This window comes from Bacillus sp. AF23, assembly GCF_020861455.1.
In the GTDB taxonomy this organism is placed as follows: Bacteria; Bacillota; Bacilli; order Bacillales; family Bacillaceae; genus Bacillus; species Bacillus halotolerans.
In genome coordinates this window covers 19,250-37,090 of record NZ_JAJHVY010000013.1, presented here as the reverse complement: position 1 = coordinate 37,090, position 17,841 = coordinate 19,250, and the positions used below count along the sequence as shown (strand labels likewise).

At 41.9% G+C, this 17,841-nt stretch carries 21 protein-coding genes and 1 pseudogene; 8 read left to right on the top strand and 14 right to left on the bottom strand.

What is annotated here, in order from left to right:
- Positions 1-132: 132 nt before the first annotated feature.
- The 3 genes from LNN34_RS04685 to cdaS all read right to left on the bottom strand — a co-directional run bounded on the left by LNN34_RS04685 (position 133) and on the right by cdaS (position 3,840).
- Positions 133-1,368, bottom strand: coding sequence for a LysM peptidoglycan-binding domain-containing protein (locus tag LNN34_RS04685; protein WP_059293275.1), 1,236 nt, complete (start codon positions 1,366-1,368; stop codon positions 133-135).
- Positions 1,369-1,764: 396 nt separating this feature from the next.
- Entirely contained in the window at positions 1,765-2,982 is a 1,218-nt protein-coding gene (locus tag LNN34_RS04680; protein ID WP_229042822.1) for a macrolide family glycosyltransferase, read from the bottom strand.
- 243 nt (positions 2,983-3,225) lie between these two features.
- Positions 3,226-3,840 carry a sporulation-specific diadenylate cyclase CdaS gene (gene cdaS / locus LNN34_RS04675; RefSeq protein WP_059293277.1) on the bottom strand — a complete coding sequence of 205 codons (615 nt, stop codon included), beginning with the start codon at positions 3,838-3,840 and terminating at the stop codon, positions 3,226-3,228.
- A 275-nt stretch (positions 3,841-4,115) separates the two neighbouring features.
- Between cdaS and LNN34_RS04670 the strand changes: the two genes are divergently transcribed.
- On the top strand, positions 4,116-5,474 hold the full coding sequence (locus tag LNN34_RS04670) for an MATE family efflux transporter (protein ID WP_044155533.1): 1,359 nt from the start codon (positions 4,116-4,118) through the stop codon (positions 5,472-5,474).
- A gap of 15 nt (positions 5,475-5,489) precedes the next feature.
- Entirely contained in the window at positions 5,490-6,338 is an 849-nt protein-coding gene (locus tag LNN34_RS04665) for an STAS domain-containing protein (protein WP_229042820.1), read from the top strand.
- A gap of 32 nt (positions 6,339-6,370) precedes the next feature.
- Here LNN34_RS04665 and bshB2 read toward each other — a convergent pair whose 3' ends face one another.
- The 4 genes from bshB2 to rarD all read right to left on the bottom strand — a co-directional run bounded on the left by bshB2 (position 6,371) and on the right by rarD (position 8,652).
- Entirely contained in the window at positions 6,371-7,036 is a 666-nt protein-coding gene (gene bshB2 / locus LNN34_RS04660; RefSeq protein ID WP_024121739.1) for a bacillithiol biosynthesis deacetylase BshB2, read from the bottom strand.
- Positions 7,037-7,055: 19 nt separating this feature from the next.
- Complete coding sequence (locus tag LNN34_RS04655) at positions 7,056-7,406, bottom strand: YojF family protein (RefSeq protein ID WP_010334594.1); 351 nt, start codon at positions 7,404-7,406, stop codon at positions 7,056-7,058.
- Positions 7,403-7,681, bottom strand: a complete 279-nt coding sequence (locus LNN34_RS04650; RefSeq protein WP_044155530.1) for a hypothetical protein — start codon at positions 7,679-7,681, stop codon at positions 7,403-7,405. The genes LNN34_RS04655 and LNN34_RS04650 overlap by 4 nt, the downstream gene beginning before the upstream one ends.
- Before the next feature lie 74 nt (positions 7,682-7,755).
- Positions 7,756-8,652: an EamA family transporter RarD gene (gene rarD / locus LNN34_RS04645; protein WP_099043040.1), complete on the bottom strand. Its 897-nt coding sequence runs from the start codon at positions 8,650-8,652 to the stop codon at positions 7,756-7,758.
- Positions 8,653-8,750: 98 nt separating this feature from the next.
- Between rarD and LNN34_RS04640 the strand changes: the two genes are divergently transcribed.
- Positions 8,751-9,206 carry an Hsp20/alpha crystallin family protein gene (locus tag LNN34_RS04640; protein WP_059293281.1) on the top strand — a complete coding sequence of 152 codons (456 nt, stop codon included), beginning with the start codon at positions 8,751-8,753 and terminating at the stop codon, positions 9,204-9,206.
- Positions 9,207-9,238: 32 nt separating this feature from the next.
- Here LNN34_RS04640 and LNN34_RS04635 read toward each other — a convergent pair whose 3' ends face one another.
- Together LNN34_RS04635 and LNN34_RS04630 are read right to left on the bottom strand one after the other, a co-directional pair.
- Positions 9,239-9,472 (bottom strand): hypothetical protein, encoded by a 234-nt coding sequence (locus LNN34_RS04635; RefSeq protein WP_044155524.1) that lies wholly within the window; start codon positions 9,470-9,472, stop codon positions 9,239-9,241.
- Positions 9,473-9,571: 99 nt separating this feature from the next.
- A pseudogene (locus tag LNN34_RS04630) lies at positions 9,572-9,673 on the bottom strand (transporter); the annotation flags it as partial.
- 362 nt (positions 9,674-10,035) lie between these two features.
- On the opposite strand from LNN34_RS04630, the gene LNN34_RS04625 reads away from it, so the two are divergent.
- A complete protein-coding gene (locus LNN34_RS04625; protein WP_059293283.1) occupies positions 10,036-10,425 on the top strand; it encodes a tautomerase family protein in 390 nt (129 codons plus the stop codon).
- 92 nt (positions 10,426-10,517) lie between these two features.
- Here LNN34_RS04625 and LNN34_RS04620 read toward each other — a convergent pair whose 3' ends face one another.
- Both LNN34_RS04620 and yodB read right to left on the bottom strand, forming a co-directional pair.
- The gene (locus LNN34_RS04620; RefSeq protein ID WP_044155522.1) at positions 10,518-10,784 is read right to left on the bottom strand and encodes a hypothetical protein; all 267 of its coding nucleotides are present in this window, start codon (positions 10,782-10,784) and stop codon (positions 10,518-10,520) included.
- Positions 10,785-10,965: 181 nt separating this feature from the next.
- Complete coding sequence (gene yodB / locus LNN34_RS04615) at positions 10,966-11,304, bottom strand: transcriptional regulator YodB (RefSeq protein WP_024121748.1); 339 nt, start codon at positions 11,302-11,304, stop codon at positions 10,966-10,968.
- 129 nt (positions 11,305-11,433) lie between these two features.
- On the opposite strand from yodB, the gene LNN34_RS04610 reads away from it, so the two are divergent.
- Positions 11,434-12,042 (top strand): nitroreductase family protein, encoded by a 609-nt coding sequence (locus LNN34_RS04610; RefSeq protein ID WP_024121749.1) that lies wholly within the window; start codon positions 11,434-11,436, stop codon positions 12,040-12,042.
- Between the two features lie 45 nt (positions 12,043-12,087).
- Here LNN34_RS04610 and LNN34_RS04605 read toward each other — a convergent pair whose 3' ends face one another.
- Together LNN34_RS04605 and LNN34_RS04600 are read right to left on the bottom strand one after the other, a co-directional pair.
- A complete protein-coding gene (locus LNN34_RS04605; protein WP_044155519.1) occupies positions 12,088-12,690 on the bottom strand; it encodes an alpha/beta hydrolase in 603 nt (200 codons plus the stop codon).
- Between the two features lie 11 nt (positions 12,691-12,701).
- Positions 12,702-13,613 (bottom strand): ring-cleaving dioxygenase, encoded by a 912-nt coding sequence (locus LNN34_RS04600; RefSeq protein WP_044155517.1) that lies wholly within the window; start codon positions 13,611-13,613, stop codon positions 12,702-12,704.
- Between the two features lie 184 nt (positions 13,614-13,797).
- Here LNN34_RS04600 and LNN34_RS04595 point away from each other — a divergent pair, with 184 nt between their 5' ends.
- On the top strand, positions 13,798-13,998 hold the full coding sequence (locus tag LNN34_RS04595; protein WP_044155515.1) for a DUF3311 domain-containing protein: 201 nt from the start codon (positions 13,798-13,800) through the stop codon (positions 13,996-13,998).
- Positions 13,998-15,488 (top strand): sodium:solute symporter family protein, encoded by a 1,491-nt coding sequence (locus LNN34_RS04590; protein ID WP_229042824.1) that lies wholly within the window; start codon positions 13,998-14,000, stop codon positions 15,486-15,488. The genes LNN34_RS04595 and LNN34_RS04590 overlap by 1 nt, the downstream gene beginning before the upstream one ends.
- A gap of 34 nt (positions 15,489-15,522) precedes the next feature.
- Here LNN34_RS04590 and LNN34_RS04585 read toward each other — a convergent pair whose 3' ends face one another.
- On the bottom strand, positions 15,523-16,923 hold the full coding sequence (locus LNN34_RS04585; RefSeq protein WP_044155514.1) for a S41 family peptidase: 1,401 nt from the start codon (positions 16,921-16,923) through the stop codon (positions 15,523-15,525).
- A 151-nt stretch (positions 16,924-17,074) separates the two neighbouring features.
- Between LNN34_RS04585 and LNN34_RS04580 the strand changes: the two genes are divergently transcribed.
- On the top strand, positions 17,075-17,776 hold the full coding sequence (locus LNN34_RS04580) for a class I SAM-dependent methyltransferase (protein WP_044155511.1): 702 nt from the start codon (positions 17,075-17,077) through the stop codon (positions 17,774-17,776).
- Positions 17,777-17,841 lie beyond the last annotated feature (65 nt).

Here is a 17,841-nt window from a genome sequence, read left to right as displayed (position 1 = left end):
AATGGATATTTTAAGGAAAAATAAAGGCTGTCGAGATTTTCTCGACAGCCTGAGCCTTTTAAAAGGCTTTTACATTAGGGCAGCAGGACGTCTGCCCAAACGCCCCGTCTGTCTAATGTCGATGCTCAAAGTTTAAAAATAGCTTCGTGCTCCCAGGTAGCGCTGTTTCCAATACGAATTGCTGAGATTGGAAATGCCCACACCGTCGGAGCTTGCATGAATAAAATTGCCGCCGCCCAAGTAAATCCCCATGTGAGACGGTCCGGATTTATACGTCGTAAAGAAAACAAAGTCTCCGACTGACGGCTGGCTGACTTTTTGCATCACATTCCAGTACCCTGCCGTGCTCAGCCTTGAAATAGATGATACTTTATTAATGAGGTAATAAATATAACCGCTGCAATCGAAACCGGAAGGCGTATTTCCGCCCCAGCGATACGGAACACCGACATATTTTTTTGCCTCCGTTATCATTCTGTCAATCTTTGTTCCTATTTGAACGTTTGATCCTGGTTTGTCTTTCGGAACTGTCTTATTGGAATGATTTGATTTAGTCGTTCCTGAAATCGTGAGAACCTGTCCGATTCGCAGCACATCGCTAGACAAATTGTTTCTATCACGAATACTTTGCACAGTGACGCCCAGCTGATTCGCAATCTTCCATAACGAATCACCTGATTTCACTTTGTATGTAGTTGTTTTTGAAGAATTTGAGTTTGACGGCTTTTTGGAACCGCTGCTACCGCTATTGGATGAGCTGCCTTTTTTTATTTTCAATACTTGCTTAGGATAAAGTGTATCTGATGTTAAGCCATTTAAGGTTTTCAATTCGGCCACCGTCATATTTAAACTGTTTGCGATTTTCCACAGAGAATCACCAAGCTTTACAGTATATGTACCTTTTGATGAGCCTGCAGAATTTGAACCGTTGCTTTTTTTCTGCCCATTCGAACCATTTGAACTGCTTGTCCCTTTCATTTTCAGTTTTTGGCCGGGACGAATCAAATCACTGCTCAGGCTGTTTAAGCTTTTAAGCTCTGAAACACTCATTTTATGATTTTTGGCAATCATCCATAAGGAATCACCATATGCTACGGTGTATGTTGACGTTTTGCTTGAGTTTGATGGGGATGTTTTGCTTTTTTTGCTGCTTTCAGGAACTTTAAGGCTTTGGCCGACATAAAGCATTGACGATTTCAATTTGTTTTCTGATTTCAGTGCTGAAATACTCGTATGATACTGGCGCGAAAGTTTCCAAAGAGAGTCACCGCTTTTCACCTTTATCGTTTTTGCGTCCGCGGGTGCTGCTGCCATCGATGACCCAACAACAGCGGAAACAGCCAAGCCGGCTATGATCTTCTTTTTCATTCATTTAACCTCCTAAACTTTTTATGAGACAAACAGAAATAATTAGTATTCTGTTTCCAAAAATGGCACACATACGTTTTATCGTCACTTTTTTAGCGTTATAAACTAATTTATATAGATCGGCAGCAAATTCAGCTTCGTTCGACCTTAAACCTTTAGATAAACACCTAATACTTTACATAATTTGTATAGGTTTATCGAAAGTCTAAGGAACTATTTAAGCGGGGGTAAAATGATTGGTTTATGCTGATGAAAGAAGCAGATTTCCCTCCTTTCCTGTCTGTTTTTCTTTCAATTCTCTATCAAAGTGTCAAATCCCTTCTTCTGACTGCAACTCTGCCCAGCTTTCCGAAACAGTTAAAAGCCTGTCCATTACAAATGAACAGGCTGTATACACTATGCGTTAGCTGATTGAGTATTGTGTTTAACATATTCAAGAATGCTGTCGGCAGCTTTTTCAGCACCGCCTGCTGCTTTCAGTGACTGACCAATTGCTTTTGCTTTCTCAGCATAAACAGGATTGCTGATCACTTCTTGAATGGTTTCTTTCAGAAGGTTTTCAGACAACTGTTCTTTTTTCAGCACTTTCCCCGCACCTACTTGTTCCACCTGTTTTCCGACAGCGAATTGATCAGCTCCCATCGGAATGACAATGAGCGGTGTTTCAAAATACAAGCCTTCGCTTGTGCTGTTCATTCCGCCGTGGGTGACAAACAAACTGGCTCTTTTTAGAATTTCAAGCTGCGGCACATACGGGCGCACAATAAAATTGTGAGGAATATCGTTTAACTCACTTTGTTTAACATGTTTCCCAATGGACAGCACAACTTTTCCGTCAAAGTCTTTGCACACCTCGAGACATTGATTGAAAAACTCTTTTTGATTATTAAAAATAGTTCCCATAGAAATAAACAGCACGTTTTCATTGTCAATCTGATCGAATGGAAAGTCATTGCTTTTGGCTCTTTTTGCAATTGAAGGACCAACAAAAACATAATTTTCCCCGAATTGCTCAGCCATTGGCTGAAATTCTCTTGATGTAAAGACAATCGTCAAATCTCCATCGGACGAAAAAACGTCAAACGGCTTGGTAATGCCCGCTTGAAACTCGGCATTTAAGGTTTCTGCGAGCTGCTGATAGGATTCATAATAAGGTGAGTCTTCAAATGGTCTGCTATTGAAGGTGTCCATCATTTCCTTTAAAAAATCCTCATTCATCGCAAAGGTCGTACATAATGAAAATCTAGGCAGTTTCAGCAGATTGGCAATGATTTTACCGGTCAGGAAATGGTGATCATATATGACATAATCATATGATTCGTTTTTCACTTTATTATAAATATGGGTGGCGATGTCCTTACACCCTTTCAAAAAGGCGCATATCATTTCGGCAAAATCTCTTTCCTCATTACCAGTTGCGTTTTTTCCGAAATAATCTTCTCTAAAATCGTTATATTCACGAAATTCAATATCAAGCGCGGTGATTTTTTCTTCATATTCCTTTACTGCATAGTAAGTAATGTTCTCTCCTCGTAATTTCAGCTCCTTCATTACACCGATAGACGGATTAATATGGCCCTCTCCCGGAAAACCAATCATTAATACATTAGCCATGCGGCACACCCTTCCATTAAAATTTATGTAATATTTTATACGGTACTATAAATACAAAATCAGGTAAAGTATTTAAGTTGATTAATATTAATTCAATGTAACTTTTATACTAGGTTACATTTCCCGACTTTCTATTTCCAAGAAAAAAAGCATTCAGTATGGCATGAATGCTTTTAAAAAAGAGTTCTATTCCAGTCATTTTGTCTCATGATACGAAAGCTGTTCGGGTCCTTTTGTATATTTTTATGTTCTCGGTGAGATGAGCGGATATAACACACCGTCCTTCGCAAACGACATCTTGCCTGTTTCCTCAGAAACAACCAGCACAAGCGCATCTGTATATCCAGACATCCCCAAAGCCGCCCGGTGCCTGGTCCCCAGATGAATATCCACTTCTTGTGTCGTCAGCGGGAGAACGTTTCCGGCTGAGACGAGTGTATGATCCCTCACTAATAAAGCGCCGTCATGAAGAGGGTTTCCCGGGAAAAAGATGCTTTCAATTAATGAAGCACTGATTTCTGCATGAAGCGATGTTCCTTTTTGAATAAATTTGTCAACCGGGTCTGTCCTTTCAATGACAATTAACGCGCCATGCTTATTTTCCGATAAATTTTTAATCGCCTTGGCCAGTTCCACAAATGACGGTGTAAATTGTTCAATATATGATTGCAAATAAAAAGATGAGGCAATGCCGTGCATATTCTGAAAAATACGTCCCAAGTCATCCAATTCACAAAGGAGGCATTGATCTTTTTCGTGTAACGTTTTCAAAATAAGAGAAGCATCCCCTAATATCTGTTCTAAATGCGATTGTATCTTTGCCGTGAATACACTTTCTGTCATCTGTTCATAATGCATGGGCCTTCATCTCCTTTTCATATTTTCAACTTTGCACGCATGCTTATCTTATTGATGTACATTCTATTGGTAAAGGAGGTATGTAAAGAATGGAAATGGAAAGAATCATTCAATATATCTGCACCTTTTTAGGCGTTATTTCGCTTTCTTTTATTTATGCCCAAATGTTTAGAAAAACGAAACCGACAAAAAAAGAATAGGCCAGGCGTTCATTGCTTTTTATACATAAAATGTTATAATTTCTCTCGTTATGATAAAGAAACGGGGATCAATGCATGAAAGAAACCAAAAACGCCGGACAAAAGATAAAACAGCTTTTGCACATTTTAATTCCGATTTTAATCACTCAGGCGGGGCTTTCTCTCATGACCTTTTTAGATACGGTGATGTCAGGGAAAGTCAGCGCCGCCGATTTAGCCGGTGTGGCCATTGGATCAAGTCTTTGGACGCCTGTCTATACTGGACTGGCAGGTATATTAATGGCAGTCACTCCGATTGTCGCACAGCTATTAGGTGCTGATAAAACCAAACAAATTCCCTTTACTGTCTTACAGGCTGTGTATGTGGCCGCGCTTCTAAGCATCGCCGTTTTAGCGGTTGGATATGGAATAGTTGATCCTGTTCTGTCCCGGTTGAACCTTGAGGCACACGTATATGACATTGCTAAGCACTTTTTAGGGTTTTTATCTTTGGGGATTTTTCCTTTATTTGTTTACACCGTTTTGAGATCGTTCATTGACTCATTAGGAAAAACACGAGTGACCATGATGATTACACTATGTTCACTGCCGATTAATTTTGTGTTAAACTACGTATTTATTTTCGGAAAATTCGGCATGCCTGCCCTTGGCGGAGTCGGCGCCGGAATTGCATCAGCGCTTACGTATTGGTGCATCTGTATCATCAGTTTTATCATCATTCATAAAGCAGCGCCGTTTTCTGAATATGGCATTTTCCTTACCATGTATAAGTTCTCTTGGGAAGCGTGCAAAAATATGCTGAAAATCGGACTGCCGATCGGATTTGCCGTGTTTTTTGAAACGAGCATCTTCGCGGCTGTCACTTTGCTGATGAGCCATTTCAATACAGTGACCATCGCGTCCCATCAGGCCGCCATGAACTTTGCGTCACTTTTATATATGCTGCCGCTCAGCGTGTCCATGGCTTTAACGATAGTTGTCGGGTTTGAGGCCGGAGCAGCTCGTTTTAAAGACGCTCGCTCTTACAGCTTTATCGGCATCATGATGGCAGTAGGCTTTTCTTTGTTAACAGCTGCCTGTATCCTTTTATTCAGAGAGCAAATCGCAGGTATGTACACCTCTGATCAGGATGTCCTCCGGCTAACGCAGCACTTTTTAATTTACGCGCTGTTTTTTCAGCTTTCCGATGCTGTGGCAGCACCTATTCAGGGCGCCCTCAGAGGATATAAAGATGTCAATTATACACTTGCAGCCGCTTTTATTTCTTATTGGGTTATCGGCCTTCCTGTCGGTTATGCGGTCGGCACGTTTACAGGACTTGGCGCGTTCGGTTATTGGATCGGGTTAATTGCAGGGCTAGCGGCAGGAGCAGTCGGGCTGTTTTTCAGGCTGGTTAAACTGCAGAAGCGTTATTTATTGAAACAGGAATTTTAAAAGAGGTGATATGATATGGCACAAAATCAGAGATTATATGAGTATCTGTCTCAGCATGCAGAAGAAATAAGTTCTACATGGTATGAAACAATCGAGGAAACTGATCCGAATTCAATCTATGCATCAACAGACCCGGCCGTCATTAAAAATTTAAAGAGCCAGAATCTTGCTTTCAATTATAAGATCAGCCGTATCTTTATAGATGAAGAAGAGGTATACTTGCCCATTCTAAAAGCCTGGGCATTTGAAGTCACTCAGGATCAGGAGCATTTAAAAACGCCTATCCACTATATTATCCGTGAGTTTGTCAGAGTGAGAGACTTGTATATTTCCTATATGAAGGACTTTGTTCATATCAATCAGGATACCGTGAAAAGCGAAGAAGCCGAGGATTTGTATCACACTCTTATTAAGGCGTTTGATCTTGTGATTCATATTTTTATAGAAGAAATGTACAAAAACACAAGTCTTCAGCTTCAAGCCCAAAAGGATATGATCACTGAATTGAGCGCGCCGGTGATCGTGCTGTTCCACAGTGTGGGACTGCTTCCGTTAATCGGTGATATTGATACCGTCCGCGCTAAATTGATCATGGAAAATACATTAAATCAATGTGCGAAAAAAAAGGTGACGCAGCTTTACATTGACTTGTCCGGAGTAGCGGTAATTGATACCATGGTTGCCCACCAGCTGTTCAATCTGATTGAGGCGCTGCGTTTGATCGGCGTTTCATCCACATTATCGGGGATCCGCCCGGAAATTGCGCAAACCGCGGTTCAGCTCGGTTTGTCTTTTGAGGACATCTCACTGAGATCTACTCTTGCATCAGCGATTGCATCTGACTTGAAATTAAAAAAGGTATAAGGTCCCCTCAAGGGCCTTATACCTTCTTTTTTTTAATCATTCCATTGATATGTCCAGTACACTTCTTCTTCAAACCATGTTGCCATAACAGGTTCATTGTTTTTCAGTTTTTCCTCAAGCTCTCGGAGCATACCTTCCGTCTGGGTGCGATGAGCTCTTAACGCGTTCATTTTAATATCTGCCACTTCTTTGATATCAAGTACGACGTCTGCTTCGCCAAGCACCTCTTCCCTATTGCGTGTAATAGCCATGCATAGTGTGCGCGGACGGTCTTCTTTCTTTTTGCGGTACAATGCCCGGATGACCGCTTCCCCGCATGCATCATGGTCAGGGTGCACGCCATGTCCCGGATAAAATGTGACAATTAAGCTTGGTTTTACATCATCTATGATTTCTTCCATGATATCAGCTAAATATTCATCGTCTTCAAACTCAAGCGTTTTATCCCGAAGTCCGAGCATTCGCAAATCATTAATATCCATTTCTTTGCAGGCGTTGATAAGCTCTTGTTTTCTTAATAATGGCAAGGTTTCCCTATTAGCAAAAAATGGATCTCCCATATTTCTGCCCATTTCGCCTAACGTAGCGCAAGCATATGTAACGGGCACATCTTTTTTTCTGTTTAAAGCAATCAGACCCGCCACACCGTATGATTCGTCATCAGGGTGAGGCAGGATTACAAGCACGTGTTCTTTCATTATTTTTTCACCCTTTTCTTTAAACTGTGAACGGTTTTTCACTGATTTGAAGTGAAATTGCCAGTTTTCCGCCCGGCAAGTGTCCTGCCATTAATAAGCGGTTTTCTTCATCCACTGTGTACTCAGTCAGGCCTTCAGCATAAATCCAGCCCTCTTCTGTTTTTAAGCCGACCCGGTAAGGCCCGCTCCCTTTGATTTTAGCTTGATGATAGGTTACCTTCGCATTGCGTATATAAGCAACAACCGTCATGTTTTTTTCATTTAAATGTGCCGAGTAAGAACCGGTTGTGGTTTCTAAATGGATATATACAGGGCGGTCCGCATATCGTTCTAAAGATGCTTGCACATCTTCTTTTATGATTGCTTTCATAATTGCTCCCCTCTTTCTTCTTTTAAATACTGTACGCGTTCTGTATGTAATTTGACCAGTTGATATTTGACAGCCGGTTCCAGCTGTGAATTCACAATGCGCTGTATAGCAGCGTAATATTTTTCCAGCATAGGTTTACGGAGTCTCGGATGTGTTCTCTTATCCAAAAGCTCAAGATCAATTGCCTCTGTAACCGCTTCTGCATCTTCGTTTGAGAAAGAGCGGCTGTTCCATAGCGAGGCGTATGCTTTTACTATTTCTATATCATTGTCCATCGTCCTGCTCCTTTATGTCTTACATACATGAAATGATTATACATAATATATACTCAAACTGAAAAGCCAAAGGCTCAATGGCTTTTTGATGCCCGTTTCCATTTCAGTTGTGAAAACGTAAACAAGACTAATGCAGCCCATATACAGGCAAAGGTAAATGCCTTCGAGCTTGAAAATGGCTCATGGTAAATGAACAGCCCGATCAGCAAGGTGATGGTCGGTGCAATATATTGCAATATACCGACTTGATACAGCGGCAGCCGCTTTGCCCCTTCAGCAAACAATAAGAGCGGCAGCGCGGTAAACACACCCGCAAAAAAGAGAAGCACCCATGCCCCTCCGCTTTCTGCACCCGCAGGCTGAATATGGCCGCTAAGCAGCAAATACCCCAATGCAATCGGCATAATCATGAATGTCTCCAGCGTTAAACCGATAGCGCTTGAAAGACTTGTTCTTTTTTTGGTAAATCCGTATAAGCCGAAGCTGAATGCTAGCAGCAGCGCGATGTACGGAATGGAGCCGTATTGAAACGCAGAAATAATAACGCCGGCTGCCGCTATCGAAACTGCAACCAATTGAAGGCGATTCAGCTTTTCCTTTAAAAACAAAATGCCGAGAAGAACTGACACAAGCGGATTGATGTAGTAGCCAAGACTTGCTTCAAGCAGAAATCCATGATTGACAGCCCATATGTATACAAACCAGTTAACCGAAATGAGAATTGAAGCGAGAAATAAAGATAGTATGCCTCCGTTCTTTTTTAAAGACCGCAGCTCATGCCACCCCGTTTTCCATTGACGCAAGAAAAAAAGCACGATACACATAAAAACAAAAGACCAAATGATACGGTGAGCTAAAATATCAAGTGCCGGCAGCTGTTCAAGAAGCTTCCAATAAAGCGGAAACAGCCCCCACATCGTAAAGGAAACGGCTGTGTAAAGAACGCCTTTTTTTGTTTCTGATTGATGCATATTTTGTCCCTGCCTTTCTTTAGAGCATCTTATATTATATCACGTGAAAGATCGAGCAGGCATATACTATTTTGTCCGTGAAGAAAGGTGTGACGAAGATGTTTGAGTGGAACAAGTACTTTCCTTTCCAAAATCAATTTTCCAAGGAAGCATTAAAAAAGGCCGATCCAAAAGAGGTTGAGCATTATGTAAACAGTGTAATGGAAAGTGTGTTCGGAAGTGATTACGCGGCTCAATTTCCATTTCGCGATCCTCTCCCGACTAAAGAAAAAACACAGCGCACCGAACCTGATATCGATATATTCGAAACTGCAGACCATGTGTTTGTAAAGGTTTCAGTAAATGAAAGCCAGCTGGAACAGCTCAAAATTAAACATACATCTCATACATTACTGATTGAACATTTCCCGGGTTTGACCCATCCTAAAAAAGTAAATCTTCCCTGTCTTGTCAAGCGGAAAGGAACGAAAGCCGTATATAAAGACGGCCATCTGGAAGTCATGTTTCATAAACAGCAGGACTACAATATGTCCGAGGTAGAAATTATGCGATAAAAAACGGCCTGCACAGAAGCAGGCCGTTTTTGCTAATAGAAACCGGGATAACCTCCGCCATACGGTCCTCCGGGGCCGTATGGCGCACCTCCGTAACCGTAAGGAACAGGCGGATACGCATAGGGACGCGGATAGTTAAAAAGAGCACTCCCAAGAAAACCGCCTAATAAACCGCCGACTAAAGGAGCGCCAAACAAAAAAGGGTTTCGTTCCGGGTATCCGGCCGGCCCTGGGTTCCCGCGATAATATGAGTGTTGAGGGTACATGATTATTTCCTCCTTTATGTCTGCCTATATATAAGATATTCATCCAGGAAGAAAAACGATTGGGCTATTGTTATATTGATTTTTACTGATAAAGCATTATTACAAAAATAGTCCGGCCAATAAACCACAGCCCAGTCCTGTTACCGAGAGGACCGTTGTGAGCAGCGTCCATGTTTGAAACGTTTCCTTCATGCTCAAACCGTCAGAAATAACAAAATAAAAACCCCGGCAGCAATGATAAAAATCGGCATGGCTAACCTCCATACTCATGTTGTTTTTGACAATATCTCCGGATGTTTGTTAGAAAGCGTTTTCATTTTTGGTGAAATAGGATCTTCGTGGTGATATAATTGTCATCTTTTGATCAACTATTATTTCATGCTATCTCCTAATCAATTACTGCCAATAATATTTATGATTTCATAGGCTGTCAGACAACAACATAGTTATATATTGATCAATTATTGGTTATATGTTATGTTTTTATCTATCGATTGGCTTCAGATAACAAAACAATGTGATAACATGCTGATAAAATCAGTGTCACAAAAGGAGGAATTCAAATGCCATTATTACGTTTCGATCTGATAGAAGGCCGTGATCAAAAAGCATTACAATCGCTATTAGACACTGCTCATCACGCGATGGCAGAAGCGTTTGGCGTGCCGGAGAGTGACCGATATCAAATTGTGCACCAGCACCCCGCGAATGAGCTCGTGATTCACGATACCGGATTAGGATTTCATAGAAGCAAGGATTTGATCGTGATCAGCATTACAAGTAAAACAAGAACAAAGAGCCAAAAAGAGAAATTATATGCCTTGCTGGCAGAAAAACTAGAAGCAGAATGCGGTATTTCCCCGGAAGACCTAATGGTTTCCATTACGGAAAACGGTGATGCTGATTGGAGTTTCGGGCTCGGCGAGGCACAATTTTTGAATGGTAAGTTATAAGATGGTGAAACTTCTTCATCTGCTTTACACTTAGCAAATGGCCAGTCAATGAAATAAAAAAAGAGAGATCCTTATTCAAGACCTCTCTTTTTTTATTTCTTTTTCAAAAAAGCAGAAATAACCAGAATGAAAACAGCCAGCAAAACGAAATATAACGGTGTGATCCAGATTTGATGGATAGAATCAGGGTCTCCCTTTTTATAACCAGTTTCGATGCCTATGTAATTCCAATGAAAGCTGACAGGGTTTTGATCGTATATATAAAATTCAGGCAGATAGAGTTCCGGTTTGCTGATTTGAACAACAAGATAAATGATGATTCCCATTAACAACAGGATAGCTATTAGTAACTTTTTCACGGAAGGACCCTTTCCTATTTTTGTATGTTGACATCATCCTAACATCTCTTTTTATATATGTAAAATAAAAGCTGATTCATAACATGGCTCCTAAAATAAAAAGTCATGTAAACGGTATGACCCACTTACATGACTTTCTCACTGAAACAAACCCTTTCTGCGGATGCTCTGTTACTTTCCATTATTTCTCTTCTTCGCACACTGTAACACCAGGCTCACAAAATTGATCGGCCCACGCTTGCATTTCTTGAAATACAGCTTGCAGCGCGGTTCCTTTTTCAGTCAGCGTATAGATCACTTTTACCGGTGTCTCGGGTAGAACCCGGCGTTCAACAATTTCGTTTTGCTCTAGCTCTTTAAGGCGCTCTGCCAGCATTTTTTGGCTGATCATCGGTATGGTTTCCGTTATCTCTTTAAATCGTTTCGGCCCATCCATTAGTACATGGATGATCAGACCGTTCCATCGTTTTCCCAGCAATGAGAAAGCTGACTCCATTTTAGGGCACATTGTATTTCCCACTAGTCTTCATCCCTTCATCTATTGTTTGACAAGTTTTCACTGATCCATTAAAATTATCTTTCAAGTTACATTTAGTAAGCTTCTAACTTTTCTATTATCATACCACGTTTACCCGAAGGAGGAAACATTATGACTGATACTCTGGACATTTTGCAAGCACGGGCATCTGTTAAGGAATATGATACGAATGCCCCGATCTCTAAAGAGGAACTGACTGATCTTTTGGAGCTCGCCACTAAAGCGCCTTCTGCATGGAATCTGCAGCACTGGCATTTTACAGTTTTCCACAGCGATGAATCAAAAGCGGCTCTTCTGCCTGTAGCATATAATCAAAAACAAATTGTTGAATCTTCTGCTGTTGTTGCCATTTTAGGCGATCTAAAAGCGAATGAAAACGGTGAAGACGTTTACGCTGAACTGGCAAACCAAGGTTTCATTACGGATGAAATCAAACAAACGCTTCTTGGCCAAATTAACGGTGCTTACCAAAGTGAACAGTTCGCACGCGATTCCGCTTTCTTAAATGCTTCATTGGCTGCTATGCAGCTTATGATTGCCGCAAAAGCGAAAGGTTATGACACCTGCGCAATCGGAGGATTTAATAAGGAGCAGTTCCAAAAGGAATTTGATATCAGCGAGCGCTATGTTCCGGTGATGCTTATTTCTATCGGGAAAGCAGTGAAACCTGCACATCAAAGCAACCGCTTGCCTCTATCAAAAGTATCAACCTGGCTGTAAATCTAAGAAAAACCTTAGTCCGTATAAACACGGACTAAGGTTTTTTTATTGAAACGTATCTTTGTACCATTGGCGAGCCTGTTCAGCTTCATGCTGTGTGAGCTGATGGCCCCCATCCTGCCAAAAAACAGAAGCAGATGCCCCGCTGTCAAGCAAACAGCGATGAAGCTCTTCCGATTCTTCCTTTGTGCAAAGCGGATCATATTTTCCCGCCCCAATGAAAACAGGAAGCCCTGTCATATCGGGAAGCTCAAGCCCCCGTATCGGCACCATAGGATGATGCAGAATAGCCCCCTTTAAAACATCCGCATAATGAAAAAGCAGGCTCGCCGCGATATTTGCGCCGTTTGAGTAGCCGACTGCAATCACTCGGCTCCGGTCAAACTGATGCGTTTGTGCCGCCTCGTCGATAAAATCTTTCAATTCTTTTGTCCGCTCAACGAGATCCTTTTCATCAAATACACCTTCCCTAAGGCGTTTGAAAAAGCGCGGCATTCCATTTTCGAGCACTGATCCCCTGACACCCAGCAAATGAGCATCCGGGTCTATAAAACGGCCCAATGAAAGGAGATCATGCTCATTTCCACCAGTTCCATGTAACAGCAGTAAGACGTTATCAGATGTCCCTTTTTCAAAAATATGCTTCATCATGTCCCCTCCTACAATTCAGGCAAAATATCTGTAATTTGTTTGCGGTGTTGCTCCAGCCATTCAGGCAGCTTTAAGGATGTCCCCAGCTCATCAAACGTTTCATCTGTCATAAAGCCTGGTTCATCTGTGGCAATCTCAAATAGGATGCCGCCTTTTTCCCTGAAATAAATTGATGTGAAATACTCCCTGTCCAGAATTTCTGATGAAGGGAGATGTTTTTCAGCAATCATCGGCTGCCACTTGGCCTGCTCCTCACTCGTTGTCCGAAACGCTATATGATGAACTGTTCCATAACCGCCGACGCCTCTTTTTTCCGGCTGCAAATGAACGTCAATCACGTTTCCGACAGCCGCTGCGGATTTCAGTCTAACGATCTGATCTTCTTCCGCTACTTTGCTGTATCCGAAGCTTTCCGCTAACAATTGAATCGTTGCTTGCGGATCATAGGAGTACAGCAGCACGCCTCTCATTCCGGTGATGGCTTCATGTTCTGAAATGCCGTCAGGTGTCCACTCGCTTTTTCCGCTTTCGCCGTCTTCCATGATTGCTAACGGAAGGTCTTCTGTATCATCAAAGATCAGCGCATGTTCCCCGCATAGCATTTTCTCCTCTGCATTCAGTCCATTATTTTGAAGGCGTTCCTTCCAGAAAGCCAGAGAGCCTTTAGGGACTGAAAAGTAAATCCGGCCGGCTTGGCCTTTCCCTACCGTCCCCTGCCCGCTTCCTTGAAACGGGAAAAAGGTAATAATGGTCCCTGGATCTCCATTTTGATTCCCAAAGTAAAAATGATATGTTCCCGGGTCATCGAAATTCACTGTTTTTTTGACAAGCCGAAGCCCGAGCACTTCTGTATAAAATCGCAAATTTTCTTGCGGATCTCTGGCAAATGCTGTGACATGATGCAATCCTTCTGTTTTCATCTTTTCACTCCTAAATTATCTTGATTTCGAGATATTTATTATTTTAACCCTATAATGTGCAGGATGCAAACCATGTGATTTAATTAAATAATTGAAAAAATCATTTTTTTCTAATAATTATCTTGTGATCTTATCTTACAACTGCTAATATAGTGAGCATTATCATCTTTCAGGAGGAAAGTAAATGGTTAAAAAAGCACTTATTGTTATACTCATCATTTTACCATTCATTCAGCTTGCACTTTTGCCGTTTGTGAATCGAATCGAACCGATTATTTTCGGCCTTCCTTTTTTCCATTTTTGGCTGCTGCTGTGGATTATTATTACGCCGGTATGTTCGTTTGGCATTTACCTGGTGCAAAAAAAAGATGGAGGAATTGAATGATGCAAGGAAATCTCACTGCACTTATGATTACGGCTATTATCGTATTAACTGTTGTCTGTATCGGATTTCTCGCCGGCAGAGACAAATCATCGCGAACCTCGGTGGAAGAATGGTCTGTCGGCGGCAGACGTTTTGGGGGTCTTCTCGTTTGGTTTTTAGTAGGCGCTGACCTTTACACGGCATATACTTTCTTAGGCCTGACCAGTACGGCTTACACAGGCGGAAGTGTTGCATTTTTTGCTATTCCTTACTCCGTATTGGCTTATTTTATCGCCTATTTCTTCCTGCCGAAACTTTGGAAAGTTGCAAAAATTCACAAATTAACAACTCTCGCTGATTATACGCGGGAACGTTTTGACAGCAAGCTGTTGGCAAGTCTCGTTGCAATTGTCGGTGTCCTGATGCTTATCCCATATATCTGTCTTCAGCTTAGCGGAATTCAAGATACGCTTCAGGTGGCGGGCACTGGCTATATCAACGTAAAGTTCGTTGTGATCATCTCATTCATTCTAGTTGCTCTTTACACGTTTTTCAGCGGGATTAAAGGGCCTACTTTTACAGCCATTATTAAAGATATTTTAGTATGGGTGATTATGCTGTTTATGGTCGTTTCCCTCCCTCTTATTCATTTCAACGGCTGGACGCCGATGATTGATACATTGGTGAAGGAAGCGCCGCAAATGCTGACGATACCGACAGAGGGCCCAAAAGGCATCCCTTGGTTTATTACAGCATCTATTGTATCCGCCTTGGCACTTTTTATGTGGGCGCATGCCGCTACAGGTGTATTTACGGCGAAAAGTGCCGATGCAGTTAGAAAAAACAGCATGTTTTTGCCGCTTTATAATATCGTTTTAATCTTAGTTATTTTCCTTGGTTTTATCGCTTTTCTTGTGCTGCCGGAAGATACAAATCCAAGACTGGCGCTGCTGCATCTGATTCAGACGTCTTACGGCGGCGTGGCACAAGGTTTTGCATACGCCACTATCGCCCTAGCTTCATTGATCCCTTGTTCGATCATGGCTATTGGAGCATCGAATTTATTTGCCAATAACTTATACCGTGACTTGATCCATCCAAATGTGTCACAAAGCAAACTGACCCTTATTACACGTTCTATGGTGTTTGTCGTGATCGGTCTTGCTCTTCTATTTGGAATGCTGTTCCCGACTGCCTTAGTAACGCTTCAGCTTTTAGGCGTTTCCGGTATGGTGCAGATTTTCCCGGCGATTGCCGTCAGCTTATTCTGGAAGAACCAAACGAGAGAGGCGACAGTGATCGGATTATTAGCCGGCCTTGCGGTTACGTTTATTGTGTATATCACTCAATCTGCACACGGCATTTATGAAGGTTTCTGGGGATTGTCCGCCAATATCATCGCTGTAATCATTCTCAATCCGCTGTTTGTAAAAAGAGCAGGTTCAAATTCAGTCAAAGAAGGTTTATTTGGTAAAAAAACTGAACCGAATCCGAATCAGAAGGGTGCTTAAAAAAAGCCATGCGCGGTAGCCGCGTATGGCTTTTTTACATTTCTTTTTTCAGCGTTTCAATTGCTTTTTTCATTTGCGTATCATTATTTGACAGTTTTTGTTGAAGTTCTGTCATTAGTTTTGTTGTGGTATCGCCAGTCAGCACGCCTGTTTGTTTCAGATTCTCTTTTTTCTGGAACTGTTTGACGACTGATACAAAATCTTGATCATACGTACTGTTTACCTTCACCTGATAGCCAAGTGCTTTCAGCATTTGCTGAGCGACTTTGACTTCAGTGCCTGTATTGCCTGATTTGTACGTTTTATCAGCGTCCAAATATGGGAGCTTCGCGTAATCAGGAAGCTCTGCTTTCACTTGCGGCTTGATGCCTTTTTTATGAATCCATTCACCGTCAGCAGTCAGCCATTTGGCCATTGTCAGTTTGACTGTTGAGCCATCCTCATACTCTTTTGCAGTTTGCACTGTGCCTTTTCCGAATGTGGTTTCTCCAATTAACGGAATGCCTGACGATTCATGAAGGGCAGCGGCCATGATTTCTGCAGCGCTCGCTGTTCCGTCATTTACTAAAACGACAGTCGGCTTGGTGACTTTTCGTTCTTTTTCCGCTTTCATGACTTCTTTTGAGCCATTTTTGTACTGAACCTGCATGATATTTTTACCTTTATCAATAAACAGATTGCTCATTGTAATCGCCTGGTCCATTAAGCCGCCCGGATTGCCCCTCAAGTCTAAAATATATCCTTTGGCACCTTTTTTCTCTAAACTGTCGATCGCACTTGTCAGCTCTTTAGCAGTTGTTTCAGAGAAAGAAGTGATTTGAATCTCACCGATATTGTTTTCTTTCATCTCAGAATAGACGGTCTCAACAGGAATCGTATCGCGCTTAATGGAAAGATCAATCTCTCCCACTCCCGCTCTGTTCAGCTCAAGCTTCACTTTTGTGCCCTTTTTGCCGCGGATTAAAGCGACGGCTTCATTTACATTCATGCCTTTTACGCTTTTACCGTTTACTTTCAGGATTTGATCCTTCGGTTTGATTCCGGCTTTTTCAGCAGGTGAACCTTTGATCGGCGCAACAATAAGGATTTCACCGTCTTTTTCCTCTACTTGCGCTCCTATTCCTTCAAAGGATGCAGAAATGCTTTCTTCGAATGATTTTCCTTCCTCTTGATCCATATAGGTAGAGTAAGGATCGTCCAGAGACTCAATCATTCCTTTAATTGCTCCGTCTACTAATTTGTCATCGTTTGTTTCCTTGTAATAATCACTTTTGATTTGCTCATACGCTTTATTTAATTTATCGAACTTACTATCTCCTGCGCTTGTTGATTTCTGGCCCAGAATGCTTGAATTGCCCGTAATAAATAAAGTCAGCGCTGAAGCGACAACCGCAGTGATCAGCACAACAAAAAACAGTTTCAATTGCCGTTTCAATTAAACACCACCTTTTCTTCTTACATTATTATCATGGACGATTTCCTATTCGTCAACTCGGAGCAGAAAATATAGAGATCCGCCCTTCTTTATCGTTTCATAAACCTATGTCTTTTCACGACATATAATAACGAAAAAGGAGGATACCATTTTGAGCCGATATTTAGAAATGCTGTCCTTATTCGGTGTTTCAGGTGCACATCCAGGCGGGCTTGCTTTTTCAAAAGCCGTATTGCAAAAAGCGGCACCTCCGCCTGATCAGCCGATTCTTGATGCCGGATGCGGGACGGGGCAAACTGCGGCTTATTTAGGACATTTGCTTTATCCTGTCACAGTCGTTGATAAAGACCCTGTCATGCTTGAGAAGGCGAAAAAAAGATTTGCAAATGAAGGGCTGGCCATCCCTGCATATCTTGGAGAGCTGGAACATCTTCCGTTTTCTTCGGCATCCTTTTCCTGCGTCCTGTCCGAATCCGTCCTCAGTTTTTCCCATCTGACATCCTCCCTTCAAGAAATTAATAGGGTATTGAAGCCGGGCGGAATGCTGATCGGTATTGAAGCGGCGCTTAAAAAGGCGATGCCTCCGCGGGAAAAGAAGCAAATGATGGACTTTTACGGCTTTACAAAGCTTTATAACGAATCGGAGTGGATGGAATCGATTCATTCCCATGGATTTCAGAAAACAGAAACGATCACCCTTTTGCCGGAAGATATGGAATTTGAACCGACGACAGAAATGGATGTATCGCAAGCAATCGCTCCTATCTACTATGAAACGCTTCAGTCCCATTATGACCTCATGCAGGCATACAGCGAGTATATGGGTCATTGTATCTTTATCGCATACAAGTAAAACGGCGCTTCACCCCCTCTTTTCGTCCAACCTTTTTTGTTTATCTATCATAAGCTGATAGAAAG

Coding starts and splice junctions, on each gene's coding strand:
- LNN34_RS04685 (WP_059293275.1), bottom strand. CDS start 1,368: ATGAAAAAGAAGATCATAGCCGGCTTGGCTGTTTCCGCTGTTGTTGGG.
- LNN34_RS04680 (WP_229042822.1), bottom strand. CDS start 2,982: ATGGCTAATGTATTAATGATTGGTTTTCCGGGAGAGGGCCATATTAAT.
- cdaS (WP_059293277.1), bottom strand. CDS start 3,840: ATGCATTATGAACAGATGACAGAAAGTGTATTCACGGCAAAGATACAA.
- LNN34_RS04670 (WP_044155533.1), top strand. CDS start 4,116: ATGAAAGAAACCAAAAACGCCGGACAAAAGATAAAACAGCTTTTGCAC.
- LNN34_RS04665 (WP_229042820.1), top strand. CDS start 5,490: ATGGCACAAAATCAGAGATTATATGAGTATCTGTCTCAGCATGCAGAA.
- bshB2 (WP_024121739.1), bottom strand. CDS start 7,036: ATGAAAGAACACGTGCTTGTAATCCTGCCTCACCCTGATGACGAATCA.
- LNN34_RS04655 (WP_010334594.1), bottom strand. CDS start 7,406: ATGAAAGCAATCATAAAAGAAGATGTGCAAGCATCTTTAGAACGATAT.
- LNN34_RS04650 (WP_044155530.1), bottom strand. CDS start 7,681: ATGGACAATGATATAGAAATAGTAAAAGCATACGCCTCGCTATGGAAC.
- rarD (WP_099043040.1), bottom strand. CDS start 8,652: ATGCATCAATCAGAAACAAAAAAAGGCGTTCTTTACACAGCCGTTTCC.
- LNN34_RS04640 (WP_059293281.1), top strand. CDS start 8,751: ATGTTTGAGTGGAACAAGTACTTTCCTTTCCAAAATCAATTTTCCAAG.
- LNN34_RS04635 (WP_044155524.1), bottom strand. CDS start 9,472: ATGTACCCTCAACACTCATATTATCGCGGGAACCCAGGGCCGGCCGGA.
- LNN34_RS04625 (WP_059293283.1), top strand. CDS start 10,036: ATGCCATTATTACGTTTCGATCTGATAGAAGGCCGTGATCAAAAAGCA.
- LNN34_RS04610 (WP_024121749.1), top strand. CDS start 11,434: ATGACTGATACTCTGGACATTTTGCAAGCACGGGCATCTGTTAAGGAA.
- LNN34_RS04605 (WP_044155519.1), bottom strand. CDS start 12,690: ATGAAGCATATTTTTGAAAAAGGGACATCTGATAACGTCTTACTGCTG.
- LNN34_RS04600 (WP_044155517.1), bottom strand. CDS start 13,613: ATGAAAACAGAAGGATTGCATCATGTCACAGCATTTGCCAGAGATCCG.
- LNN34_RS04595 (WP_044155515.1), top strand. CDS start 13,798: ATGGTTAAAAAAGCACTTATTGTTATACTCATCATTTTACCATTCATT.
- LNN34_RS04590 (WP_229042824.1), top strand. CDS start 13,998: ATGCAAGGAAATCTCACTGCACTTATGATTACGGCTATTATCGTATTA.